The following is a 20,546-nucleotide window of genomic DNA, read 5'->3' as shown; positions in this document are numbered from 1 at the left end:
ACGATGCCGCCCTTCGGGGCGGTTTTTGTTTGTGCCGCTTAGCGGCACGAACGACCAAAATAACTAATAAATCTGGTTAATACTTAATCCTTTAAGCAGGTGAGCTTTGTCGCTATGACGCACTTTGAATCCAAGGAGAAAGTAATGACAACGCATCGCAGTGAAAAAGACTCGATGGGCGCCATCGACGTCCCGGCCGATAAACTTTGGGGCGCGCAGACCCAGCGCTCGCTTGAGCATTTCCGTATCTCAACGGAGAAAATGCCTGGTGAACTGATCTACGCGCTGGCGCTGACCAAACGCGCGGCGGCGAAGGTTAACCAGGATCTGGGGCTGCTGGCGGCGGATAAAGCGGGCGCCATCATCGCCGCCGCGGATGAAGTCCTCGCCGGCAAGCATGCGCAGGAGTTTCCGTTGGCTATCTGGCAAACCGGCTCCGGTACCCAAAGCAACATGAATATGAACGAAGTGCTGGCTAACCGTGCGAGCGAGTTGCTTGGCGGCGAGCGCGGCATGGGGCGCAAAATTCATCCCAATGATGACGTCAATAAAAGCCAGAGCTCGAATGATGTTTTTCCAACGGCGATGCACGTCGCGGCGCTAATCGCGCTGCGCGAAAAGCTGATCCCGCAGCTACAGGCGCTGCGGGCCACGCTACAGGAAAAGTCGCTGGCCTTCGGTGACATCGTTAAAATTGGCCGCACCCACCTACAGGACGCTACGCCGCTGACGTTAGGGCAGGAGATCTCCGGTTGGGTCGCGATGCTGGAACATAATCTCCGCCATATTGAACACAGCCTGCCGCATCTCGCAGAGCTGGCGCTGGGCGGTACGGCGGTTGGCACCGGCTTGAATACGCACCCGGAATATGCGGTGCGGGTGGCGGCGGAACTGGCGTCGCTTAGCGGACTGCCGTTCGTCACCGCGCCCAACAAATTTGAAGCGCTGGCCACCGTGGATGCGCTGGTCCACGCCCACGGCGCGCTGAAGGGGCTGGCGGCTTCGCTGATGAAAATCGCCAACGATGTGCGCTGGCTGGCCTCCGGGCCGCGCTGCGGCATAGGTGAAATCGCCATTCCGGAGAACGAACCGGGATCCTCCATTATGCCCGGCAAGGTCAACCCGACGCAGTGCGAAGCGTTGACGATGCTGTGCTGCCAGGTGATGGGTAACGACGTGGCGGTGAATATCGGCGGCGCGTCAGGGAACTTTGAGCTTAACGTCTATCGGCCAATGGTCATCCACAACTTCCTGCAGTCGGTACGCCTGCTGGCGGACGGCATGGAGAGCTTTAATGAGCACTGCGCGGTGGGTATTGAGCCGAACCGCGAGCGAATCAACCAGTTGCTGAATGAGTCGCTGATGCTGGTGACCGCGCTCAATACCCATATCGGCTACGATAAAGCGGCGGAGATCGCCAAAAAAGCGCACCATGAAGGGCTGACGCTGAAAGCCGCGGCGCTGTCGCTTGGTTACCTGACGGAAGCCGAATTCGATAGCTGGGTTCGCCCGCAGGATATGGTTGGCAGCCTCGCTACTCGCTAGCCAGCCATAAATGCAGACGCGGGATCAGTAATCGTAACGACTGTGCCTGCGGCTTGTGGCGGTACTGCACGTTATCAGCATCGTAATTCAAAAGTTCGCCGAGATCCGGCACGCTAACCCCGTGGGTGCCGGAGATTAGCGCAATCAGCGGGCCGGGGCAGGCGTACTGCACCTGCTTCTGCTCGCCGGCATACCACACCCGGGCAATCGGCTGTACCTTGACCGGGCGTTTGATTTTCAATTTTGCCCGTTGCGGCAGGGCAGCGATATCCTGAAATTCCCGTTCCAGCTTGCTTTGCCACTGTTCGCGGGTCCAGGGCGGCACCGCACGCGGCGATTGCAGGCTCTTCTCTAACTGCATTAATACTTCATCGCGGGTCAGATTTTTAATCACATGCTTATTGGCCCAGCCGAAGCGGATGGTGCTGGGATCGAGCAGCGGCGTCAGGGTACGATAGGCGCTAAGGGTAATCAGGCCGGGCAGGTGGCGGTGAACCCATTCGAAACGCGCGGCGGCCGGCAATCCGGAATCGACGGTCACTATTTTCTCAAACGCCGCTTTCAGCGCGTTAATGGCGCTGATTTTCTCCAGCAGGTCTGCCTGCTGTTGCGTATCAACCGCCAGGCAAATCGCCCCGGGGAGGCGTACCGCCGCCTTGCTGCTGCGGTTTTCCGACTGCTGCTGTATAAACAGATGGCTGTAGTGCCTGAGCGCCATCTCCAGCGCGCTTTGCCCGACGTGCTGGGTGACCTGAATGGTATCCAGCGGCGCGTGCTCCGCCTCTTTACTCACCGCGGGTAATTCGAAAACCCGCGCCGCCAGCAGACGGCAGCGGCTCAGCGACGCTTTGAAGGTTTGTAGTTCGCGCTCAAGCTCACGAAAGGTGTCATTTAAGCGCGCAACGAGGTCGTAGCTTGCCATGATTACCGCCTTAGTTACAACATACTGTTTGAGTATAAACTATACGCAGGCCGTAACGCCTGCGCAAGCTCGGCTAAGCAGAAGTAAAAGCGGGAAGCTGGTGGTAAATAGGCCAGCTGAAAATGAACGCCGCGCCGCCGAGCGAGCTTTCGTCGCAGCGGACTTCACCGGCCATCGCCTGAGCAATACTGTGTACGATAGCCAGCCCCAGGCCGCAGCCGCCGGTGGCGCGATCGCGGCTGGGATCGAGACGGACAAACGGCTCGAATACCCGTTCGCGTTCCTCAAGGGCGATACCCGGGCCATCATCTTCCACTCGCAGCGTCGCCCGTGAACCGGCCAGCGACAGACTGATATGAATATGTTGATGGCTGTAGCGCAGGGCATTATTGACCAGGTTATCCAGCACGCGCTCCATTAAACGCATATCCAGCGCGCCGTAGTCGCCGGCCGTTAGCTGGCGCAACGCGACTTCACGCTGCGGATTGACCAGTTGAATGTCCTCGACGTGCGCGCGGATCCAGGCCGGGAAATCCGGGGTGGTCAGGTTGAGTTCGTTCTGCGGGCGATCGAGACGAGCGTAGGTCAGTAATTCTTCAATCAGCGCTTCCAGTTGCCCGATATCGCGGTTGAGAGCCTGCGACTCGGCCTCGGTCAGATTTTCGCTCATCTCCAGGCGATAGCGCAGGCGCACCAGCGGCGTGCGTAGTTCATGAGCGATACCGTCAATAAGCTGTTTTTTACTGGCTATCAGGGCGTTGATATTATCCGCCATTTGGTTAAAGGCCACGCCGAGTCGCTCGAAGCTCGACATGCTATCGAAATGGATGCGCTCGCTAAAATGGCCTTCGCCGAAGCGCTGTGCGGCGGTTTCGATACGCAACATATCCTGCCAGTGTGGACGCATCCAGATAAACACCGGGAACGCCAGTGAAATAGCGATAAACGCCATCAGCGCGACGTCCAGCAGGCGCATCTCATGCAAAAAATAAAGATAGGGCACCGGGCCGACTGATAATACGTAATGGCTGCGCGGGATGCGTTGAATGAAGGTGTACTGATCGTCCAGCGCCACGATATCCCCCGCGCGCAGGTGCTGCATCGAGCTTTCCGACAGCTTGAATTTGCTTAACGGTTCAATGTGCAGATCGAAAGAGAGGTTGAGGTCCAGCTCTTTCAGCGTGTTGCTCCAGTCGCGCGGCGGGATCTCACGCAGTTCGCTGCGCATCAGATACAGCGAGCTTTTCATCAGATCGTCCAGCGACTGGCGACCGGCGCGCTCGGCGGTGAATTTATACACCAGGCCGACCAGCATGGTCATGACCAGGAAGCAGACGAACAGCAAAAGGTAAAACTGCACAAACAGTTTTTTCATTAATCATCACCGGTCATTAACTGGGTTATCTCGCGTCAAAAGATTCTACAGGAGAAGGATCCCGCTCGGCAAAGTTCTCACAGAGGCGCCAGGCCAAATGGCCGATGGCCGTATTGTGCCATTTCCCCGGTCTGCCAGACGCCAGCCTCTCTGTTAATTTAAGCGCCCCTTAAATGACGGAGAGCGCCAGATGACTAAGCCCGTGTATTTGCATACTGATAATGATGTTGAGATTTTAAAAACCTTCGATATGGTCCTCAGCCATATGCAGGCGATCGCCGACCCTTATCAGTGGAAGTGGGTGATTACCGGCTGGCACAGCATCCTGCAGAACGCAATGGTGTTGGCGCTGTGTCAGGGCAATGACTTTCAGGTATACCTGGCCGACGGTAAAGCGTCGACTCGAGATATTTTCCTGCAAATTTATAACGACGATTTTTCCAACATCGACAAGCTGCAACTGCCGTCCTTTATGACGCTATACCGTGCGACAATGGAGAACAGCGCATTCGCACCCAGCGAAGACTGTACGGTGGCGATGGGTAAGCTTCACCAGCTGCGCAATGATTTCATCCACTATCATCCCGGAGGCTGGAGCCTGCAGGTCGATGGTTTACCGCAATGGATTCTGGCGAGCGGCGAACTGCTGGATCATTTCCTCGCCAGCCGTGAGGTCGTACGCTGGTATGGCGAAGACGATGAAATGGCATTCAGAGAGAAATACGCTGAATTTCAAGACCGACTACACGGCGTGATATCGGTCTATTCCTGACGCCGATTAATTATCCCAGGCGTGCGGAGCGAACAGATAACCTTTGTTGCGCACCGTCTTGATACGGTAGGGCTCGTTGGCGTTGTCGAGCAGCTTTTTACGCAGGCGTGAAATCGCGACATCGACGCTGCGATCCATGCCGTCGTAGCTGACGCCACGGAGATTTTTCAACAGCGCATCGCGATCCATAATCTGCCCGGCATGGGTCGCCAGCTCCCACAGCAGGTCGAAATCGGCGGTGGACAAAGCAACGTTGTCGCCACCGAGCAATACCTGACGGTTAACCGGGTCGATCGACAGCGAACCAAAGACAATGGCTTTATGCGGCGTCAGGGTTGCGGGAGCGGGCATCGACGGCGAAGCCACATGCTGGCGCAGATGCAAACGTAACCGGGCCAGCAGCACCGCAGGCGGGGTGGTCTTGAGGATATAATCACTGGCGCCCATCTCCAGCGACAGAATATGGTTCATATCGCTATCGAGCGAGGTCAGCAACACAATCGGACCCTGCCACTGGCTGCGCAGGTCGCGGCACAGCGTCATTCCGTCTTTGCCAGGCAGCATGATATCCAGCAGTACCAGATCGGGTTGTTCACGAGCAATAACCTCTTCGGCCCGGTCGCCGCGCGGTTCAACGACCACGTCCATATCATGCTTTCCCAGATAGGCGGCGATAAGCGCGCCAACTTCGGGCTCATCCTCAACAAAAACGATCTTATTCATATCTTACGCGTATAAATTAAAAAGCTAACATACACCGCCCGCAAATTGCCTGCCATTAATCTTTCATAAACAAATGTTCTTCCGTTATGCTGGGGAAATTGTTGTTCAAATGTTAAGGCATAAAATGGGGCTGTTGATTAAAGCGCTGCTGGGAGCGCTGGTGGTGGTACTGATAGGCGTACTGTCAAAAACCAAAAATTACTATATTGCCGGTTTAATTCCGTTATTTCCGACCTTCGCGCTTATTGCCCACTATATCGTCGCCAGCGAGCGCGGCATTGAAGCGCTGCGCACGACTATCGTCTTCGGCATGTGGTCAATCATCCCGTATTTTATCTACTTACTTTCGTTATGGTACTTCACCGGCGTAATGCGCCTGCCTTACGCGCTGGCAGGCGCGGTGATCTGCTGGAGTCTGGCGGCCTGGCTGCTGATCCTCGGCTGGAGCCGTTTCCACTAGCGCAGCGGTCGGCCGCCGTCGACCGCGAAAGAGCGGCCGGTGACGTAGCAGCTGGTGAACAGATAATTGATGAGGTCGATAATCTCTTTTTCACCCGGTGCGATTTTCATCAGCGATTTATCCAGCGCCTGTTTACGGTATTCAGCGTCATCATGCTCGTTGAACATAATCAGCGATGGCGCGATGGCGTTGACCTTCACTTCCGGGGCCAGCTTACGGGCGAAAGAGCGGGTCATATTATCAAGCGCCGCTTTACTGGCGGCATAGGCGATATGCTTATCGCTGCCGCGTTCCACCACGTAGTCGGTGATGTGAATAATATCGCTGACCGCGTGACCAAAACCGCGCAGCAGGCTCTCCAGCGCGTGGTTAAGCAGATAGGGCGCGTGGACGTGAATTTGCATCATCCGCGATATCACCGTGGATAACGGCACCCCCGGTTTCTCCGCCATCCAATCACTGGCGTTATGAATAATCGCGCGCAGGCCGCTGGTCTGCGCTTTCACCGCTTCCGCGAAGGTAAGAATACCGTCGTCGCTGCTGAAATCGGCCTGCAGACACACCGCGCCGGCGTCGCGCAGGGTGTCAATCGATGGATAATGCTGGCGATAGCTGACGATCACCGGTTGCTGCTGGTTTAAAAAATGGTGTGCCAGAGCGAGGCCGATACGGCGGCCTGCTCCCGTGATCAGGACCGGACGAGGCTGTGCTTCAGCCATGGGTATCTCCTTTCAAGTTCAGCGGTAGGGCAACCGCTTACCCCACCAGCATCCACGTTGCCGGAACGGCGGCAACCAGCAAAAAACCAATTAATGCCATTTCACGGCGTTTGAGCATGCGATCGTGCTGGTGAGTACGGCGGGCGTACAGGAAAACCAGAAGACCCGGAGCGTAAAGTACCACCGACAATAGCAAATGCACAGGACCGGACGCATACAATAACCATAAGCCATAAACGCACGCGCCGACACCCACGGCTTTGTGTAACGGACGTACGGCAATCTTAAGCAGGAAAGCGCCGACGAGGAAATAGGGCACCAGAATCATTTCTGAGGCGATGGTTAGCAGGGTACCGTAGTCGGATCCGGTAAGCCAAATCAGCACCAGACAAATCTGCACGCTGATGTTGGTCAACCACAGCGAGGAAGAGGGGGCGTTATTCTTATTGGTTTTGGCGAACAGGCGTGGGAACGCTTTATGCGTCGCCGCCAGATACGGCACTTCAGCGGCCATAATGGTCCAGCTTAAATAGGCGCCGCAGACGGAGATAATTAATCCCGCGGCGATCACTACCTCGCCCCACGATCCCATCATCTTGACCATCAGGCCAGCCATCGACGGGTTGCGCATTTCAGCCAGTTCCGGGCGGGCGACAACGCCCAGCGACAGCAGGGTGACCAGCAGATAAACCGCCAGCGCCGAGACTACCGCCAGCAGCGTCGCGCGGCCAACGTCGCGCTTATGACGGGCGCGGGCAGAGACCACTACCGCACCCTCCACGCCGATAAATACCCACAGGGTAATCAGCATGGTGTTTTTCACCTGTTCCCATACCGGTACGCCGAGCGCGATACCGCTGAAGTCGAGACGGAAAGTATCGAGCCGGAACGCGATAGCGGCCAGCGCCACAAACGCGCCGAGCGGCAACAGCTTCGCCAGCGTCGCCACCAGGTTAATGCCTGCCGCGGTCTGTACCCCACGCAGCACCAGAAAATGGACCACCCAGAGCAGCACGGACGCGCCGACGATCGCCTGCCAGGTGTTACCGTCACCAAAAATACGCATCTCCGGCGTATCGGTGAAGAAACTCAGGGCCGAGAAGACGATAACCAGGTAGGAGACGTTGGCAATCACCGCGCACAGCCAGTAGCCCCAGGCGGAACAGAAACCGATCAGTTCGCCAAAACCTTCCCGGGCATAGGTAAATATGCCGCCATCCAGTTCCGGGCGGATACGGGTCAGTAATAGCATGGCGAATGCGAGGAATAGAATCCCGACGCCGGTGATGGCCCAGCCGATAAGCAGAGCGGATGGGCTGGCGACGGCAGCCATGTTTTGCGGCAAACTGAAAACGCCCGCGCCCAGCATGGAGCTGAGTACCAGTGCGGTCAGGGCGCTAAGGCCCAGTTTCTTTTCCATTGTATTCCCGAGGTGGCAACAGTGAATCAAGAATATTTATTTGGCGAAATCGCATAAAAATGGAGGATTACGCTAAGGCGCGGGATTTTACGGAGTGTCTTGTACGCATGCAATGGCGGCGGGCGAAAAAATGCAAAAAGGCGACATCATGTCGCCTTTTTGAGCAGTTGAAACCGATTACTTATACAGGTCGGCGCTAATGGTGATGTTACCGCCACGTTCCTGCCACTGGCGGGTGATGTGGTAGTATTTCGCTCCTTTCTTCGCCGCGCGTTTCGCGGTCTGATAGGAGATTTCCGTCATGTTGCCGTAGTTACCGGTGAATTTGATGCTATCAAACGGCACCATCTGCGCGGCGGTGATTTTGTTCACCTCTTCGACTTTCGTGCCGTCCGGCAAGGTGACAGTGTAACGTCCGCCTTTCGACGATTGGGTTTCGTAGAACAGACCTACGCCGGTACCGGCGCCGACCGCGGCAGAGGAGGCCACGCCTGGGATTTCGACGTTTTTAGCCGCTTCGCCGCCTTTAGCCAGAGCGGCGCGACCGGCTTCGGAATCAGCAGGAATCGCATCCGGGCTCTGCAGTACGCGCTTCTGCGCATCCTTTTTATAAATATAAGCGGTGATGCGCTGGTTGCCGCCCTGGTTGGCGTCAACCTGGCGGACGATGAAGAAGGCATACGCGCCTTTAGCTTTTGCCGCTTTGGCGATGGCGTCGTTGACTTCCGGCTGGCTACGGTAGAAGCCCTGCACGGTCACGGTATCATACGGCATCAGCGCGACGGCCTGATCTTTCGGCAGTTCCATCACGCCGTTAATAATACGGTTTTTCGGGGTATCCGCCTGCGGGGCGTTTTCTTTATAAAAATCCGCCGTTACGCGCCAGTTGCCGCCGTTGCCGAAATCTGAGGTGTCGACAACATAAAAGGAAGCTGCGCCATCTTTATCCGCCTTGCGGGAAACCGCCTGTACGGCATCGCCAATCGCGTTAAAACGGCCAGTGACGACGACGCGGTCATAGGGCTTCAGCGCTGCCGCTTGCTCCGGAGTCAGCTCGGTCGCTGCATGGGCAGACAACGCGGTGGTAGCCAGAAGAGCAGACGCCAGGAGTGTGTTCTTAAGCTTCATAAAAATAATCCTTTGCCTTGCGCAAACCATGTACTGGTATTGTTGTTGACTGAAAACAGGTGATTATTGCATTTAAACAACGTAACTGTCTGCGTCATTTTTCACTTCCCGCCCGAATCGTTCGTTACAAAAATATAACAAATACTGATATGTTGAAAAAACAGCCCCTTGAACAGCAAAATCGATAATCAATATCACTTTTATAAGTTAACGTAATGTTAATGCAATGATACTGGCGGTAATAAATGGCGAATTAACCGCAAAGGTAAGCGAATTATCAGGTTCTGGCATAAAATTAAGGCAAATATTGCTGCCTGACGCAGTCAGGACTAATTTTTCTCAATAAAATCAAAAATTCTGTTTTAACGATGTAGATCACAATCGGTATTTTCAGTAGGTTATAAAAAGTTTGTTACTGTTTCATTTTCCAGATGAATACCTGTGCGGCGTTTTTGCGCCGCCGCTGGCGCATTTGTGAAAAAAATAAACCATCATCAAAAACCGATGGAAGGGAAAACTATGCGAATTGGGATACCAAAAGAGAGCTTAGCTCAGGAAACCCGGGCCGCTGCGACGCCGAAGACGGTCGAGCAGCTGCTTAAGCTCGGGTTTAGCGTGGCGGTCGAGAGCGGGGCCGGGAAACTGGCGAGCTTCGACGATGAAGCCTTCGAACAGGCGGGCGCAGAAATCGTCAGCGCGGATAACGTCTGGCACTCCGACGTTATCCTCAAGGTTAACGCGCCGAACGATGCGGAAATTGCGAAGCTCAACCCGGGCACCACGCTGGTGAGTTTCATCTGGCCGGCGCAGAATCCGGATCTCATGGAAAAGCTGGCCGCTCGCGGTATCAACGTCATGGCGATGGACTCGGTGCCGCGTATTTCCCGCGCCCAGTCGTTAGATGCGCTGAGTTCGATGGCTAACATCGCCGGTTATCGCGCGATTGTCGAAGCGGCGCACGAATTCGGACGCTTCTTTACCGGCCAGATCACCGCTGCGGGTAAAGTGCCGCCTGCGAAGGTGATGGTCATCGGCGCAGGCGTCGCCGGCCTCGCAGCGATCGGCGCGGCGAACAGCCTCGGCGCCATCGTCCGCGCCTTCGATACCCGTCCGGAAGTGAAAGAACAGGTGCAGAGTATGGGCGCCGAGTTCCTTGAACTGGACTTCAAAGAAGAAGCGGGCAGCGGTGACGGTTATGCCAAAGTCATGTCTGAAGCCTTTATCAAAGCCGAAATGGCGCTGTTCGCCGCGCAGGCTAAAGATGTCGATATCATTGTCACCACCGCGCTGATCCCGGGTAAACCGGCGCCGAAGCTGATTACCCGCGAAATGGTTGACTCCATGAAGTCGGGCAGCGTGGTCGTCGACCTGGCGTCGCAAAACGGCGGCAACTGCGAATACACCGTGCCGGGCGAAGTCGTGACCACCGCTAACGGCGTGAAAATTATCGGTTATACCGACCTGCCGGGTCGTCTGCCGACGCAATCTTCCCAGCTCTACGGCACTAACCTGGTAAACCTGCTGAAGCTGCTGTGCAAGGAAAAAGACGGCAATATCACCATCGATTTCGACGATGTGGTGGTACGTGGCGTTACCGTGGTCCGCGAGGGCGAAATTACCTGGCCGGCGCCGCCGATTCAGGTATCCGCGCAGCCGCAGGCGGCGACGAAAACCGTCGAAGTGCCAAAAGAAGAGGCCAAACCAGGCTCGCCGTGGCGTAAATACGCGCTGATGGCGCTGGCGATTATCCTCTTTGGCTGGCTGGCGAACATCGCGCCTAAAGAGTTTCTGGGTCACTTTACCGTCTTCGCGCTCTCCTGCGTAGTCGGCTACTACGTGGTGTGGAACGTGTCGCACGCGCTGCACACGCCGCTCATGTCGGTAACCAACGCCATTTCAGGGATCATTGTCGTTGGGGCATTGCTGCAGATAGGGCACGGCGGCTGGGTCAGCTTCTTGAGCTTTATCGCGGTGCTGATCGCCAGCATTAATATTTTTGGTGGTTTCACCGTCACTCAGCGCATGCTGAAAATGTTCCGCAAAAACTAAGGGGTAGCACATGTCTGGAGGATTAGTTACAGCTGCATACATTGTTGCCGCTATTCTGTTTATCTTTAGCCTTGCGGGGCTGTCAAAGCACGAAACGTCGAAGCAGGGGAACCTGTACGGCATCGCCGGGATGGCGATTGCGCTGATTGCCACCATTTTTGGGCCGGACAGCGGTAACGTCGGCTGGATCATCGTGGCGATGGTTATCGGCGGGGCGATTGGTATCCGTCTGGCGAAGAAAGTCGAAATGACCGAGATGCCGGAGCTGGTGGCGGTGCTACATAGCTTCGTTGGTCTGGCGGCGGTGCTGGTTGGCTTCAACAGCTATCTCGACCACGGACCGGGCCTCGATCAGGTGCTGGCGAATATTCACCTGACCGAAGTATTCCTCGGTATCTTTATCGGCGCCGTAACCTTCACGGGCTCGATCGTTGCCTTTGGTAAGCTGCGCGGCAAAATTTCGTCAAAACCGCTGATGTTGCCGAATCGCCACAAGCTGAACCTGGCGGCGCTGGTCATTTCCTTCCTGCTGCTGGTGGCCTTCGTGCGTACCGACAGCACCGGAACCCAGGTACTGTGCCTGCTGGTGATGACCATTATCGCCCTGGCGTTCGGCTGGCACCTGGTGGCGTCTATCGGCGGCGCGGATATGCCGGTCGTGGTATCGATGCTGAACTCCTACTCCGGTTGGGCGGCGGCGGCGGCGGGCTTCATGCTCAGCAACGACCTGCTGATCGTGACCGGCGCGCTGGTTGGTTCTTCCGGTGCCATCCTCTCCTACATTATGTGTAAGGCGATGAACCGTTCGTTTATCAGCGTTATTGCCGGCGGTTTCGGCACCGATGGCGGCAGTTCCAGCGGCGATGAAGAAGTCGGTGAGCATCGTGAAATCAGCGCCGAAGAGACGGCTGAAATGCTGAAAAACTCGCATTCCGTGATCATCACGCCGGGCTACGGTATGGCGGTGGCGCAGGCGCAGTATCCGGTCGCGGAAATCACCGAGAAGCTGCGCGCACGCGGTATCAAGGTGCGCTTCGGCATCCACCCTGTCGCCGGGCGACTGCCGGGGCATATGAACGTGCTGCTGGCGGAAGCGAAAGTACCTTACGACGTGGTGCTGGAAATGGACGAAATCAACGATGATTTCGCCGATACCGATACCGTACTGGTGATCGGCGCGAACGACACCGTCAACCCGGCGGCGCAGGACGATCCGAAGAGCCCGATCGCCGGTATGCCGGTGCTGGAAGTGTGGAAGGCGCAAAACGTGGTGGTCTTCAAACGTTCGATGAACACCGGCTATGCTGGCGTGCAGAATCCGCTGTTCTTCAAAGAGAACACCCACATGCTGTTTGGCGACGCTAAAGCCAGCGTGGATGCCATTCTGAAAGCGCTGTAATAGCGCAACGCTCTAAGCCGTCTCTGTTGAGACGGCTTTTTTATATAGACAGTGAAACCATGATTTTGCTCATAAAGTGAACGGCGATGGGTGTTATACTATGCCTGTTTTTTCACCACACTGAGGATATTATGGATACCGAGTTAACCCCCACGCAGATGGCCATCGAGTACCTGCGCCGCGACACTTCCGTTATGACCCCCGCGCAGTACCTGAAGAAGCTCAAACTCCTCGAGCTCGAGTTTGCCGATCTGATGTCGCTTTCATCAATGGAGCTGAAAGAAGAGATCGACCTGGCCTGGCGTTTAGGTATCCACTAACGCATTCTGTAAGTATGTTCAATTAGCGTTGATATCCCGGGCCGTATGGCCCTTTTTCTTTTTTAGCGGGCCGACAAAAAAATCCCCCGACGGGCGGGGGATGATTAGATAAAACTTCAGGCCTGATGAGACGCCGTTAGTCGTCGTCTTCATCGTCCAGTTCAACTGGAGTTTGATAGGCCTCCGGTTTCAGTACCAGCAGGTCGCAGCGCAGGTGGTCGATAACCTGTTCCGCGGTATTGCCGAGAAACGCGGCAGAGATGCCGGTGCGGCCAACGGTGCCCAGCACCACAATCCCGGCCTGCAGGTGTTCAGCTAAATCAGGGATAACCTCTTCAGGCAGCCCTTTTTCTACGTGGGTGCGACTTTCATCGATGCTGAATTTCTGACGCAGCGCTTTCATTGCCAGCAGATGCTGGCCGCGAATCGCATCGTTATAGATGCTCGGGTCAAAATCAGGTAATTCAATGGCGATGTTAATAGGCGTCACCGGATAGGCGCCAACCAGATGTACTTCGGTATGGTTAACCTGATCGGCGAGGGCGATGGTCTCCCGCACCAGTTTTTCATTAAGGGCGTTGTGATAGTTCTCTTCACTGGCCAGATTAACCGCCACCAGCGCTTTACCGCCTTCCGGCCACGGCTGATCTTTAACCATCCATACCGGGCATGGACATTTGCGCAGCAGGTGCCAGTCGGTCGGGGTGAAGATGACCGCTTCGAGTTTGTCGTGCTGATGGGCCATTTTCAGCAGCAGGTCGTGTTTATCGCTGATGATTTCCTGAATGATGGCTTCAAAGGGGCGGTTGTGCCACACCACTTTGATATCGATTGGCACCCCGGATTCAATGTAAAACTTGGCCTGTTCACGGATCCAGGCGCTGCGTTGGCTAATCACGCCCTGGCGCATCGCCGTCCGCTCGTCGGGCGACAGCAGGGTAGTCATTTCGTAGGAAAAATCATAAATCGGCAAAAAGGCTTTGATGCGTCCACCAATCCGTTGGTGCAGATACACCGCGCGCCGTAATGCAGGCTGGTCGTCCTGGTTAGGGTCGATTACTACCAGCATGTTCTGATACTTCGCCATACAGGGTCTCCTTACAGCTGTAGCTACAGTCAGTATTTAAAAAGATAACCTATATGGATGAATTGAAACAGGGGATGACCCTGGCCAGATCAACAAATTAGAAAAAAATGTCGATCCGGCACAAGGTGGAAGAGAGTATAGCGGAGATAAATCAGGCGACGTTGCGCGCCTGGCCTGCCAGTTGCGCCAGCAGATCGCTGTTTTCGATGGTGATATATTTCCCTTTCACCGCCAGCATACCGCTTTTCTGGAAACGACCAAGCAGGCGGCTGATGGTTTCAACCGTCAGGCCCAGATAATTGCCGATGTCGCCACGGGTCATGGTCAGACGGAACTCACGCGGTGAGAAACCGCGCTGCGCGAAACGGCGGGACAGGTTGTAGATAAAGGCCGCCAGCCGTTCTTCGGCGTTCTTTTTGGAAAGCAGCAGGATCATGTCCTGATCGCCTTTGATCTCGCCGCTCATCAGACGCATCATCTGCTGACGCAGGTTCGGCATTTTACCGGAAAGATCATCCAACGTTTCGAACGGAATTTCGCAGACCATCGAGGTTTCCAGCGCCTGCGCGAAGCTTGGGTGCAGGGCGGTGCCAATGGCGTCAAAGCCGACCAAATCACCAGCCAGATGGAAGCCAGTAATCTGCTCATCGCCTTGTTCGGTGATGGTGTAGCTTTTGATGGTCCCTGAACGGATAGCGTACAGCGACTTCAGCTCATCACCCGCTTTGAACAGGGTTTGCCCTTTCTGAATAGGCTTTTTACGCTCGATGATATTATCAAGCTGATCCAGCTCATGTTCGTTCAAAGTAAAGGGGATGCAGAGCTGGCTAATGCTGCAATCCTGACAATGGATTGCACAACCACCAGACTGAATGCGTCGTATAATTCGCTTTTCCGGGATCATATGTCTGCTCAAGCTTTAATTGATATTGGTCAATTTTAACATCTTTTTGAGGAGCAAGTAAGTCTCGAAACCCGGAAAGACGTAATATTAGAAGGGTAAATATGTCGATCGCCATATCTCTTTGATAACAAGAAAATTATTAAGCGATTAATTATTGTAAAGTTACCTGTAATTTCCAAAAAAGGCATTATCTGTTAAAGCAGCAAATAGCCCTCATGGCGCAATAACCACTCTTTACGCTGTACGCCGCCGGCGTAGCCGGTCATGGTGCCGTTGCGGCCAATTACCCGATGGCAGGGAACCACAATGCTGACCGGATTGGAACCGTTTGCCGCGCCAACCGCACGGGCCGCGCCCGGACGGCCAAGAACCTCGGCTAACTGACCGTAATGCATCACCTGCCCGCAGGGAATCGTGCGCAGCGCTTGCCACACCTGACGTTGAAAGGGGGTACCGGCGGTTGCCGTCGGCAGGGTATCGATAATTGCGAGATCGCCGTCGAAATATTGCTGCAGCTTCGCGCTCAGCCCGCCAGGATCGCGCGCATCAACGCGTTTATAACCCTCGTGACGGTAGTGGATGTCGAGCAGTTGCTCCATGCGGTCGCGGTGCTGATCCCACTCTACGGCGCGCAGGTTGAATTGTTCATCGCAAATGACCCACAGCGGCCCCAGCGGGGTGTCGATTTTATCTTGCAGCAGCGTCAGCATCGGGCGTCCTTCTACGAGGTTAATTCGGCAAGGGCACACCATATCATGACGTGCGGCCTGCAAACTATACCTCCGAAAGGTCAGCAAATAATGAAACCTGTACTATTAATTTATAAATACGAATCGCAGTCATTTAAATTCAGTCATTCCGTTGCCTGATGGTTAATCGTCGGAATAAAGGAAGGGGTGGAGCAATGTTTATTTTTGCATTAACTAGCAGGCGCGGCGTGATGGGCATTTTGCTACCTTTGTCTGGCGGCGAATTTCCCTGTGCGGAGGAGCGTTCAGTTCAAATCTCTATGCAGTTTGTCATACGCACGCGGATTAGTGTGAACTGGCTAATTCACCGGGAGGCACCCGGCGCCGCAGATAAATATACAGGCATTCCTTGAGTCAATTATTTTTTCCAGCGCTTTGGCGCTGGTTTTTTTTAACTACAAGAAAGGTGGCGATATGCAATACATGTTAACGGGAGTTGTTGTGTTGATTATCAGCGGATTAGCTATCAATTTGCTGTCGGTGGTCATCGAAAGTCTGTATAAAACGTTCCTGAACCGCACCACATCGCGTTAACTTACGCAGGCCATCCCTGGCCTGTTGCCGCGTTATGGCAAGCGTGGATAAATACCTGGGCCAATCGGTAGCCCTACCAGGTACCAGCCCACCAGCAACAGCAGCCAGACGGCTAAGAAAATCAGCGGGTAGGGTAACACCAGCGAATAGTAGGTACCCAGTCTGGCATCGGGCCGGTAGCGCTGTAAAAAGCCGAGAAACAGCGGTACAAATGGCGATACCGGTGCGAGCGGCAGTACGGACGAATCGGCGATACGAAACAGGATCTGCGCAAACGCCGGGTGAAAGCCCAGCAGCATAAACATCGGTACAAAAATGGGCGCCAGAATCGACCAGATAGCCGAACCGCTGGCGATAAACATACACAGAAACGCCGACAGCAGCGCCAGACCGACAAACGCCGGCACGCCATTCATTCCCGCACTTTCCAGTATATCCGTTAATCCTACCGCCATGAATTTCCCCATATTGCTCCAGTTGAACATGGCGACAAACTGGGCCAGCGGGAAGACCATCACGATGAAGCCGGCCATCTCCTTCATCGGCTCGATCATTAACTGCGGCAGGTCAGCCTGACGGCGAATTTTGCCGGTGGCGATGCCGTAAGCTAAAGATACGACGAAAAAGAAAAAGATAATCAGCGGTACGATGCCTTTTATAAAAGGCGAGGGCATCACGGTATGTTTGATAGGATCGCGCAGGATGCCGTTTTCCGGCACCACCATCAGTGCGATAACCGCCACAAACAACAGCGCCGCAATACCGGCAATGCGCAGCCCGAAGCGCTGTTCCGCCGTCAGCGTCTGCAGCGTTTCATCGCTCTGGCCTTGCCACTTTCCTAGCCGCGGCTCGACCAGTTTATCGGTAATCAACCCGCCGACCAGCGTCAGAACGATGACTGAGGTGGCCATGAAGTACCAGTTGTCGATAACGCTAACATGCAGCGAGGCATCAAGCGTTTTCGCCGCTTCGGTACTAATACCGGAGAGCAACACGTCGGTAGTGACAATAAGTAAATTTGCCGTGAATCCGCAGCCGACGCCGGCGATTGCCGCCAACAACCCGGCTACCGGATGGCGGCCGACGGCGAGAAACATTAACGCCCCCAGCGGCGGCATAATGACCAGCGCCGCGTCGGAAGAGATGTGGCTGAAGAAGGCGATAAATAACACCATGTAACTGGCGTAACGCGCGCTAACGTGCGATGACATCTTGACCATCAGCGACGGCAGCAGGCCGACACGTTCGGCGAAACCGGCACCGAGCACCAGCGCCAGAATCGCCCCCAGCGGCGCGAAGCCGCTAAAGTTTTTAATCACGTTTGGCAGAAACCAGTGCAGCCCTTCTACGCTGAGCAGATTCTTTACCACCACTCGCGAACCGTCGGTGGGGTTCTGTACGCTGACGTTTAGCGCCGACAAAATGGCGGTGGCGGCCATCAGCGCGACGATCAGATAGATAAACAGCAAAAATGGATGCGGAACCTTATTACCTATTTTTTCAACCCAGCCATACAGCTTACCGGTGGGGGAATGCGACGGTATGGATGACATACTCATGGGCGTTCCTCAGTTGTCGTTGTTGTGTTGTTTGCGGCATGCCTCAGGGGTTGTCAGCTGTTATTTTTATTGGCGATTGCCATCACGCTGTACGCTATCCCAGAGGCTAATTTTTCTTATTTTAAAATTGATGGTACGACGTCACGCGGGATCGGGCACTGGTATGGAGTTACCGCCAGTACCTGAGCCAGTTCCTGCTGGCTTGCTTCGAGTAACGGCCTGTCGCTGAACAAACGAATCGCCGTTGCTCCCAGAATTTTACCCGCCAGCAGCATCCCTTTATGGGCGATGGAAGTTCTTCCCTGGCTCACCAGTTGCCAGCTATGCAGCGGCGTACCGATGGCGAAACAGGGGCTAAAACACTGGGCCACCGGCGCTTTCCAGCTCACGTCGCCGACGTCGGTAGATCCCGCCAGCACGTTTTCCGTTGCCGCCCACGGCGCGACCTCATCGATCAACACCGTGTCGTGATGACGGCGGGCAAACGCTTTTCCTTCTTCACCGCTGGTACCGGCAATATTCTTCAGGCTGTTATTTATATCGTTCACGCCGAGCGTGGCGCGAATATCCGCCGCGAAAGCGCGCTCTTCGTCACTCCACTGCGGCGTACCGTAATGACATACGGCCTGATACATTGCCGCTTCCAGCGTGCGATTGGGGAGATAGCTGGAACAGGCTTTTTCAAAACGGCAGCTGACGCTGGTTTCGGTCATCAGCGCGGCGCCCTGGGCGATTTTCTCAATACGGGCGAAGATTTGCTGCACATCGGCCATCTCCGGAGCGCGAATCAAATACAGCACTTCAGCTTGCGCCTGCACCACGTTGGGCGACACGCCGCCGGTATCGGTAATGGCGTAGTGCACACGCGCTTTCTCGATAATATGCTCATTGAGGAAATTACTGCCGGTGGTCATCAGCGTGACGGCGTCCAACGCGCTACGCCCCAGATGCGGTGAGTTTGCCGCATGCGCAGCGGTTCCGGTAAAGCGCCACGCCGCCTGAATATTGGCCAGCGTGCTGGTACTGAACATCCCGGCCCAGGCTTCCGGATGCCACGTGAGGGCGGCGTCAATATCATCGAATAATCCCTCGCGCACCATAAAGGTTTTACCCGAGCCGCCTTCTTCCCCCGGGCAGCCATAAAAGCGCAGGGTGCCCGCTCCGCCTTGCTGCTGCAGCCACTGTTTCGCGGCGACGGCGGCGGCGAACGCCGCGGTGCCGAGGAGATTATGCCCACAGCCGTGGCCGTTTTCCCCCGGCGTCGCGGATGTTGGTTCAGCACTGTGCGCCTGTTGGCTGAGTCCTGCCAGCGCATCAAACTCGCCGAGCAGGGCGATGACCGGTTTACCCTCGCCGTAGCTGGCGATAAACGCATTGGGTATGCCGCCAGCGTGACGGGTTAGCTGAAAACCTTCCGTTTCCAGCGCATCGGCCAACCGCGCGGCAGACCAGAATTCCTGGAAGCGGGTTTCCGGATGATCCCAGATATCATCGGCAATAGCGCAAAAATCGTCGCGCCGTGACGTAATGATGTCATCGACAAATTGATAGATCTTTTCCATCACACACCTCGCTGCCAGGGAAAGTTGAGCGCGATGCGCGCCAGCGTCTCGACCGCGATGACCATCACGCCTTCGTCGAAATCAAATTTCTCGTTGTGATGTCCGGCGCTCAGTTCAGTACCGAAAATCATGTATGAAGCCAGTCCACCGCGATCCTGTACCCGCGCCATCATCAAAGTGGCATCTTCGGATCCCGCCGGCGCGGCAATATGATCCACTGCTTCTACTACCCCCGGCACCTGTGCTGCCTGCTCACGCAGGTATTGCACCCACGCCGGAGAGGGGGCGCTGGAGGTTGCCGCGCCCATGAGCCGAAGTTCATAGCGGGCTTCATACATCGCTGCGGCGCCGGCAATCACGTTTTGCGCCCGCTCAAACACATACTGGTTGATAGCTTCCGTCTCGCCGCGGGTTTCCACTTTAATTAGCGCCGATGAGGGGACCACGTTACGCCCGGTGCCGGCCTGTATGACGCCGACGTTAACCCGCGAGGCGCCTGCGCTGTGCGGCGCGATGGCGTGTAATGCGAGGGCGGCCTGGGCGGCGGCCAGTAGCGCGTTGCGCCCATCTTCCGGTTTGCCGCCGGCGTGAGCGGCGACGCCCTCGAATTGCACGTCGAATTTGGTGGTCGCCATAAAGTTGTCACCGCCGCAGACCACGGTACCGTTGGGAACGCCGGTACCGATATGAATGGCGGTGAAGTAGTCCACGTTATCGAGCACGCCTGCCGCCACCATCGCGCGCGCGCCGCGGGTGCCTTCTTCGGCAGGCTGGAAAATCAGCTTGATGATCCCGTTGAGCCGATCGGCATACTGCTTTAGCACGTGCGCCAAACCCAGCCCAATGGCGGTATGTCCGTCATGGCCGCAGGCGTGCATCATCCCGGCGTTGCAGGAGGCGAAACCCGCGCGATGCGGGCGATGGCGATCGTCGTGTTGTTCGTTAAGATCGAGCGCGTCCATATCGACGCGAAACGCAAGCGTAGGGCCGGGGCGGCCGGTGTCCAGGGTGGCGACGACGCCGGCGAATCCGCCTTCAAAAGCCGGCAGCCAACGTTCCGGCGCTCCCTGTTCGCGGGCGCGCTGGAATGCCTGCTCCAGGGTGGCATCGTCGGGCAGCCCCATCCGGCTGTCGGCATCGATAACGTCGCGACCCAGCGCGAGTTGATAACCGAGGCCGTCTAAGATCTCGGCAACCTTGCTGGCGGTGCGAAATTCCAGCCAGCCGGACTCCGCGTGCAGGTGAAAATCACGACGCCATTGCGTCATTTCCGGCGCCAGCTGGCTTACCAATTCATGAAGTTGCGGCATAACCCTTCC

19 protein-coding genes are annotated in these 20,546 nt (G+C 55.8%); 7 read left to right on the top strand and 12 right to left on the bottom strand.

Features of this window, described 5'->3' with window-relative positions; genetic code table 11:
- Positions 1-144: 144 nt before the first annotated feature.
- On the top strand, positions 145-1,545 hold the full coding sequence (gene fumC, locus PGR23_RS07130; protein WP_213797294.1) for a class II fumarate hydratase: 1,401 nt from the start codon (positions 145-147) through the stop codon (positions 1,543-1,545).
- On the opposite strand, the gene tus is transcribed toward fumC, so the two are convergent.
- Both tus and rstB read right to left on the bottom strand, forming a co-directional pair.
- Entirely contained in the window at positions 1,535-2,467 is a 933-nt protein-coding gene (gene tus / locus PGR23_RS07125; RefSeq protein WP_047077715.1) for a DNA replication terminus site-binding protein, read from the bottom strand. The two genes, fumC and tus, sit on opposite strands and share 11 nt — an antisense overlap.
- 73 nt (positions 2,468-2,540) lie before the next feature.
- The gene (gene rstB / locus PGR23_RS07120; RefSeq protein ID WP_015705253.1) at positions 2,541-3,842 is read right to left on the bottom strand and encodes a two-component system sensor histidine kinase RstB; all 1,302 of its coding nucleotides are present in this window, start codon (positions 3,840-3,842) and stop codon (positions 2,541-2,543) included.
- A 190-nt stretch (positions 3,843-4,032) separates the two neighbouring features.
- On the opposite strand from rstB, the gene PGR23_RS07115 reads away from it, so the two are divergent.
- Complete coding sequence (locus PGR23_RS07115) at positions 4,033-4,614, top strand: hypothetical protein (protein ID WP_315710257.1); 582 nt, start codon at positions 4,033-4,035, stop codon at positions 4,612-4,614.
- Between the two features lie 6 nt (positions 4,615-4,620).
- Here PGR23_RS07115 and rstA read toward each other — a convergent pair whose 3' ends face one another.
- Entirely contained in the window at positions 4,621-5,337 is a 717-nt protein-coding gene (gene rstA, locus PGR23_RS07110; RefSeq protein WP_015366827.1) for a two-component system response regulator RstA, read from the bottom strand.
- Positions 5,338-5,461: 124 nt separating this feature from the next.
- On the opposite strand from rstA, the gene PGR23_RS07105 reads away from it, so the two are divergent.
- On the top strand, positions 5,462-5,797 hold the full coding sequence (locus PGR23_RS07105; RefSeq protein ID WP_015366825.1) for a GlpM family protein: 336 nt from the start codon (positions 5,462-5,464) through the stop codon (positions 5,795-5,797).
- Here the strand turns inward: PGR23_RS07105 and folM are convergent.
- The 3 genes from folM to ydgH form a co-directional block, all read right to left on the bottom strand.
- Positions 5,794-6,516, bottom strand: a complete 723-nt coding sequence (folM, locus tag PGR23_RS07100; RefSeq protein WP_315710259.1) for a dihydromonapterin reductase — start codon at positions 6,514-6,516, stop codon at positions 5,794-5,796. The genes PGR23_RS07105 and folM overlap by 4 nt on opposite strands.
- 37 nt (positions 6,517-6,553) lie before the next feature.
- Positions 6,554-7,936 carry an amino acid permease gene (locus tag PGR23_RS07095; protein ID WP_015366823.1) on the bottom strand — a complete coding sequence of 461 codons (1,383 nt, stop codon included), beginning with the start codon at positions 7,934-7,936 and terminating at the stop codon, positions 6,554-6,556.
- A 177-nt stretch (positions 7,937-8,113) separates the two neighbouring features.
- Positions 8,114-9,064: a DUF1471 family protein YdgH gene (gene ydgH, locus PGR23_RS07090; RefSeq protein ID WP_032711543.1), complete on the bottom strand. Its 951-nt coding sequence runs from the start codon at positions 9,062-9,064 to the stop codon at positions 8,114-8,116.
- Positions 9,065-9,583: 519 nt separating this feature from the next.
- Between ydgH and pntA the strand changes: the two genes are divergently transcribed.
- The 3 genes from pntA (at position 9,584) to PGR23_RS07075 (ending at position 12,832) form a co-directional block, all read left to right on the top strand.
- Positions 9,584-11,113, top strand: coding sequence for a Re/Si-specific NAD(P)(+) transhydrogenase subunit alpha (gene pntA / locus PGR23_RS07085; RefSeq protein ID WP_315710262.1), 1,530 nt, complete (start codon positions 9,584-9,586; stop codon positions 11,111-11,113).
- Between the two features lie 10 nt (positions 11,114-11,123).
- Positions 11,124-12,512: a Re/Si-specific NAD(P)(+) transhydrogenase subunit beta gene (gene pntB / locus PGR23_RS07080; protein WP_020078971.1), complete on the top strand. Its 1,389-nt coding sequence runs from the start codon at positions 11,124-11,126 to the stop codon at positions 12,510-12,512.
- A 131-nt stretch (positions 12,513-12,643) separates the two neighbouring features.
- Positions 12,644-12,832: a YdiH family protein gene (locus PGR23_RS07075; RefSeq protein ID WP_045392396.1), complete on the top strand. Its 189-nt coding sequence runs from the start codon at positions 12,644-12,646 to the stop codon at positions 12,830-12,832.
- Between the two features lie 136 nt (positions 12,833-12,968).
- On the opposite strand, the gene uspE is transcribed toward PGR23_RS07075, so the two are convergent.
- From uspE to ogt, 3 genes are all read right to left on the bottom strand, one after another.
- The gene (uspE, locus tag PGR23_RS07070) at positions 12,969-13,919 is read right to left on the bottom strand and encodes a universal stress protein UspE (protein ID WP_045392393.1); all 951 of its coding nucleotides are present in this window, start codon (positions 13,917-13,919) and stop codon (positions 12,969-12,971) included.
- A 151-nt stretch (positions 13,920-14,070) separates the two neighbouring features.
- Complete coding sequence (fnr, locus tag PGR23_RS07065) at positions 14,071-14,823, bottom strand: fumarate/nitrate reduction transcriptional regulator Fnr (protein WP_004862555.1); 753 nt, start codon at positions 14,821-14,823, stop codon at positions 14,071-14,073.
- 194 nt (positions 14,824-15,017) lie between these two features.
- Positions 15,018-15,533, bottom strand: a complete 516-nt coding sequence (gene ogt, locus PGR23_RS07060; protein WP_045392390.1) for a methylated-DNA--[protein]-cysteine S-methyltransferase — start codon at positions 15,531-15,533, stop codon at positions 15,018-15,020.
- A gap of 453 nt (positions 15,534-15,986) precedes the next feature.
- Here ogt and PGR23_RS07055 point away from each other — a divergent pair, with 453 nt between their 5' ends.
- Entirely contained in the window at positions 15,987-16,106 is a 120-nt protein-coding gene (locus PGR23_RS07055) for a hypothetical protein (protein ID WP_045392558.1), read from the top strand.
- A 32-nt stretch (positions 16,107-16,138) separates the two neighbouring features.
- On the opposite strand, the gene abgT is transcribed toward PGR23_RS07055, so the two are convergent.
- From abgT to PGR23_RS07040, 3 genes are all read right to left on the bottom strand, one after another.
- Positions 16,139-17,665 (bottom strand): p-aminobenzoyl-glutamate transporter, encoded by a 1,527-nt coding sequence (gene abgT, locus PGR23_RS07050; protein ID WP_045392384.1) that lies wholly within the window; start codon positions 17,663-17,665, stop codon positions 16,139-16,141.
- A 116-nt stretch (positions 17,666-17,781) separates the two neighbouring features.
- Positions 17,782-19,227 carry a M20 family metallopeptidase gene (locus PGR23_RS07045; RefSeq protein ID WP_047077718.1) on the bottom strand — a complete coding sequence of 482 codons (1,446 nt, stop codon included), beginning with the start codon at positions 19,225-19,227 and terminating at the stop codon, positions 17,782-17,784.
- The gene (locus PGR23_RS07040; RefSeq protein WP_047064903.1) at positions 19,227-20,537 is read right to left on the bottom strand and encodes a M20 family metallo-hydrolase; all 1,311 of its coding nucleotides are present in this window, start codon (positions 20,535-20,537) and stop codon (positions 19,227-19,229) included. The genes PGR23_RS07045 and PGR23_RS07040 overlap by 1 nt, the downstream gene beginning before the upstream one ends.
- Between the last annotated feature and the right edge of the window lie 9 nt (positions 20,538-20,546).

Origin of the sequence: Klebsiella sp. 141162 (assembly GCF_050600755.1) — a bacterium.
In the GTDB taxonomy this organism is placed as follows: domain Bacteria; phylum Pseudomonadota; class Gammaproteobacteria; order Enterobacterales; family Enterobacteriaceae; genus Klebsiella; species Klebsiella aerogenes.
Note: the sequence above shows the minus strand (reverse complement) of the source record. Positions and strands in the feature narration are given on the sequence as shown.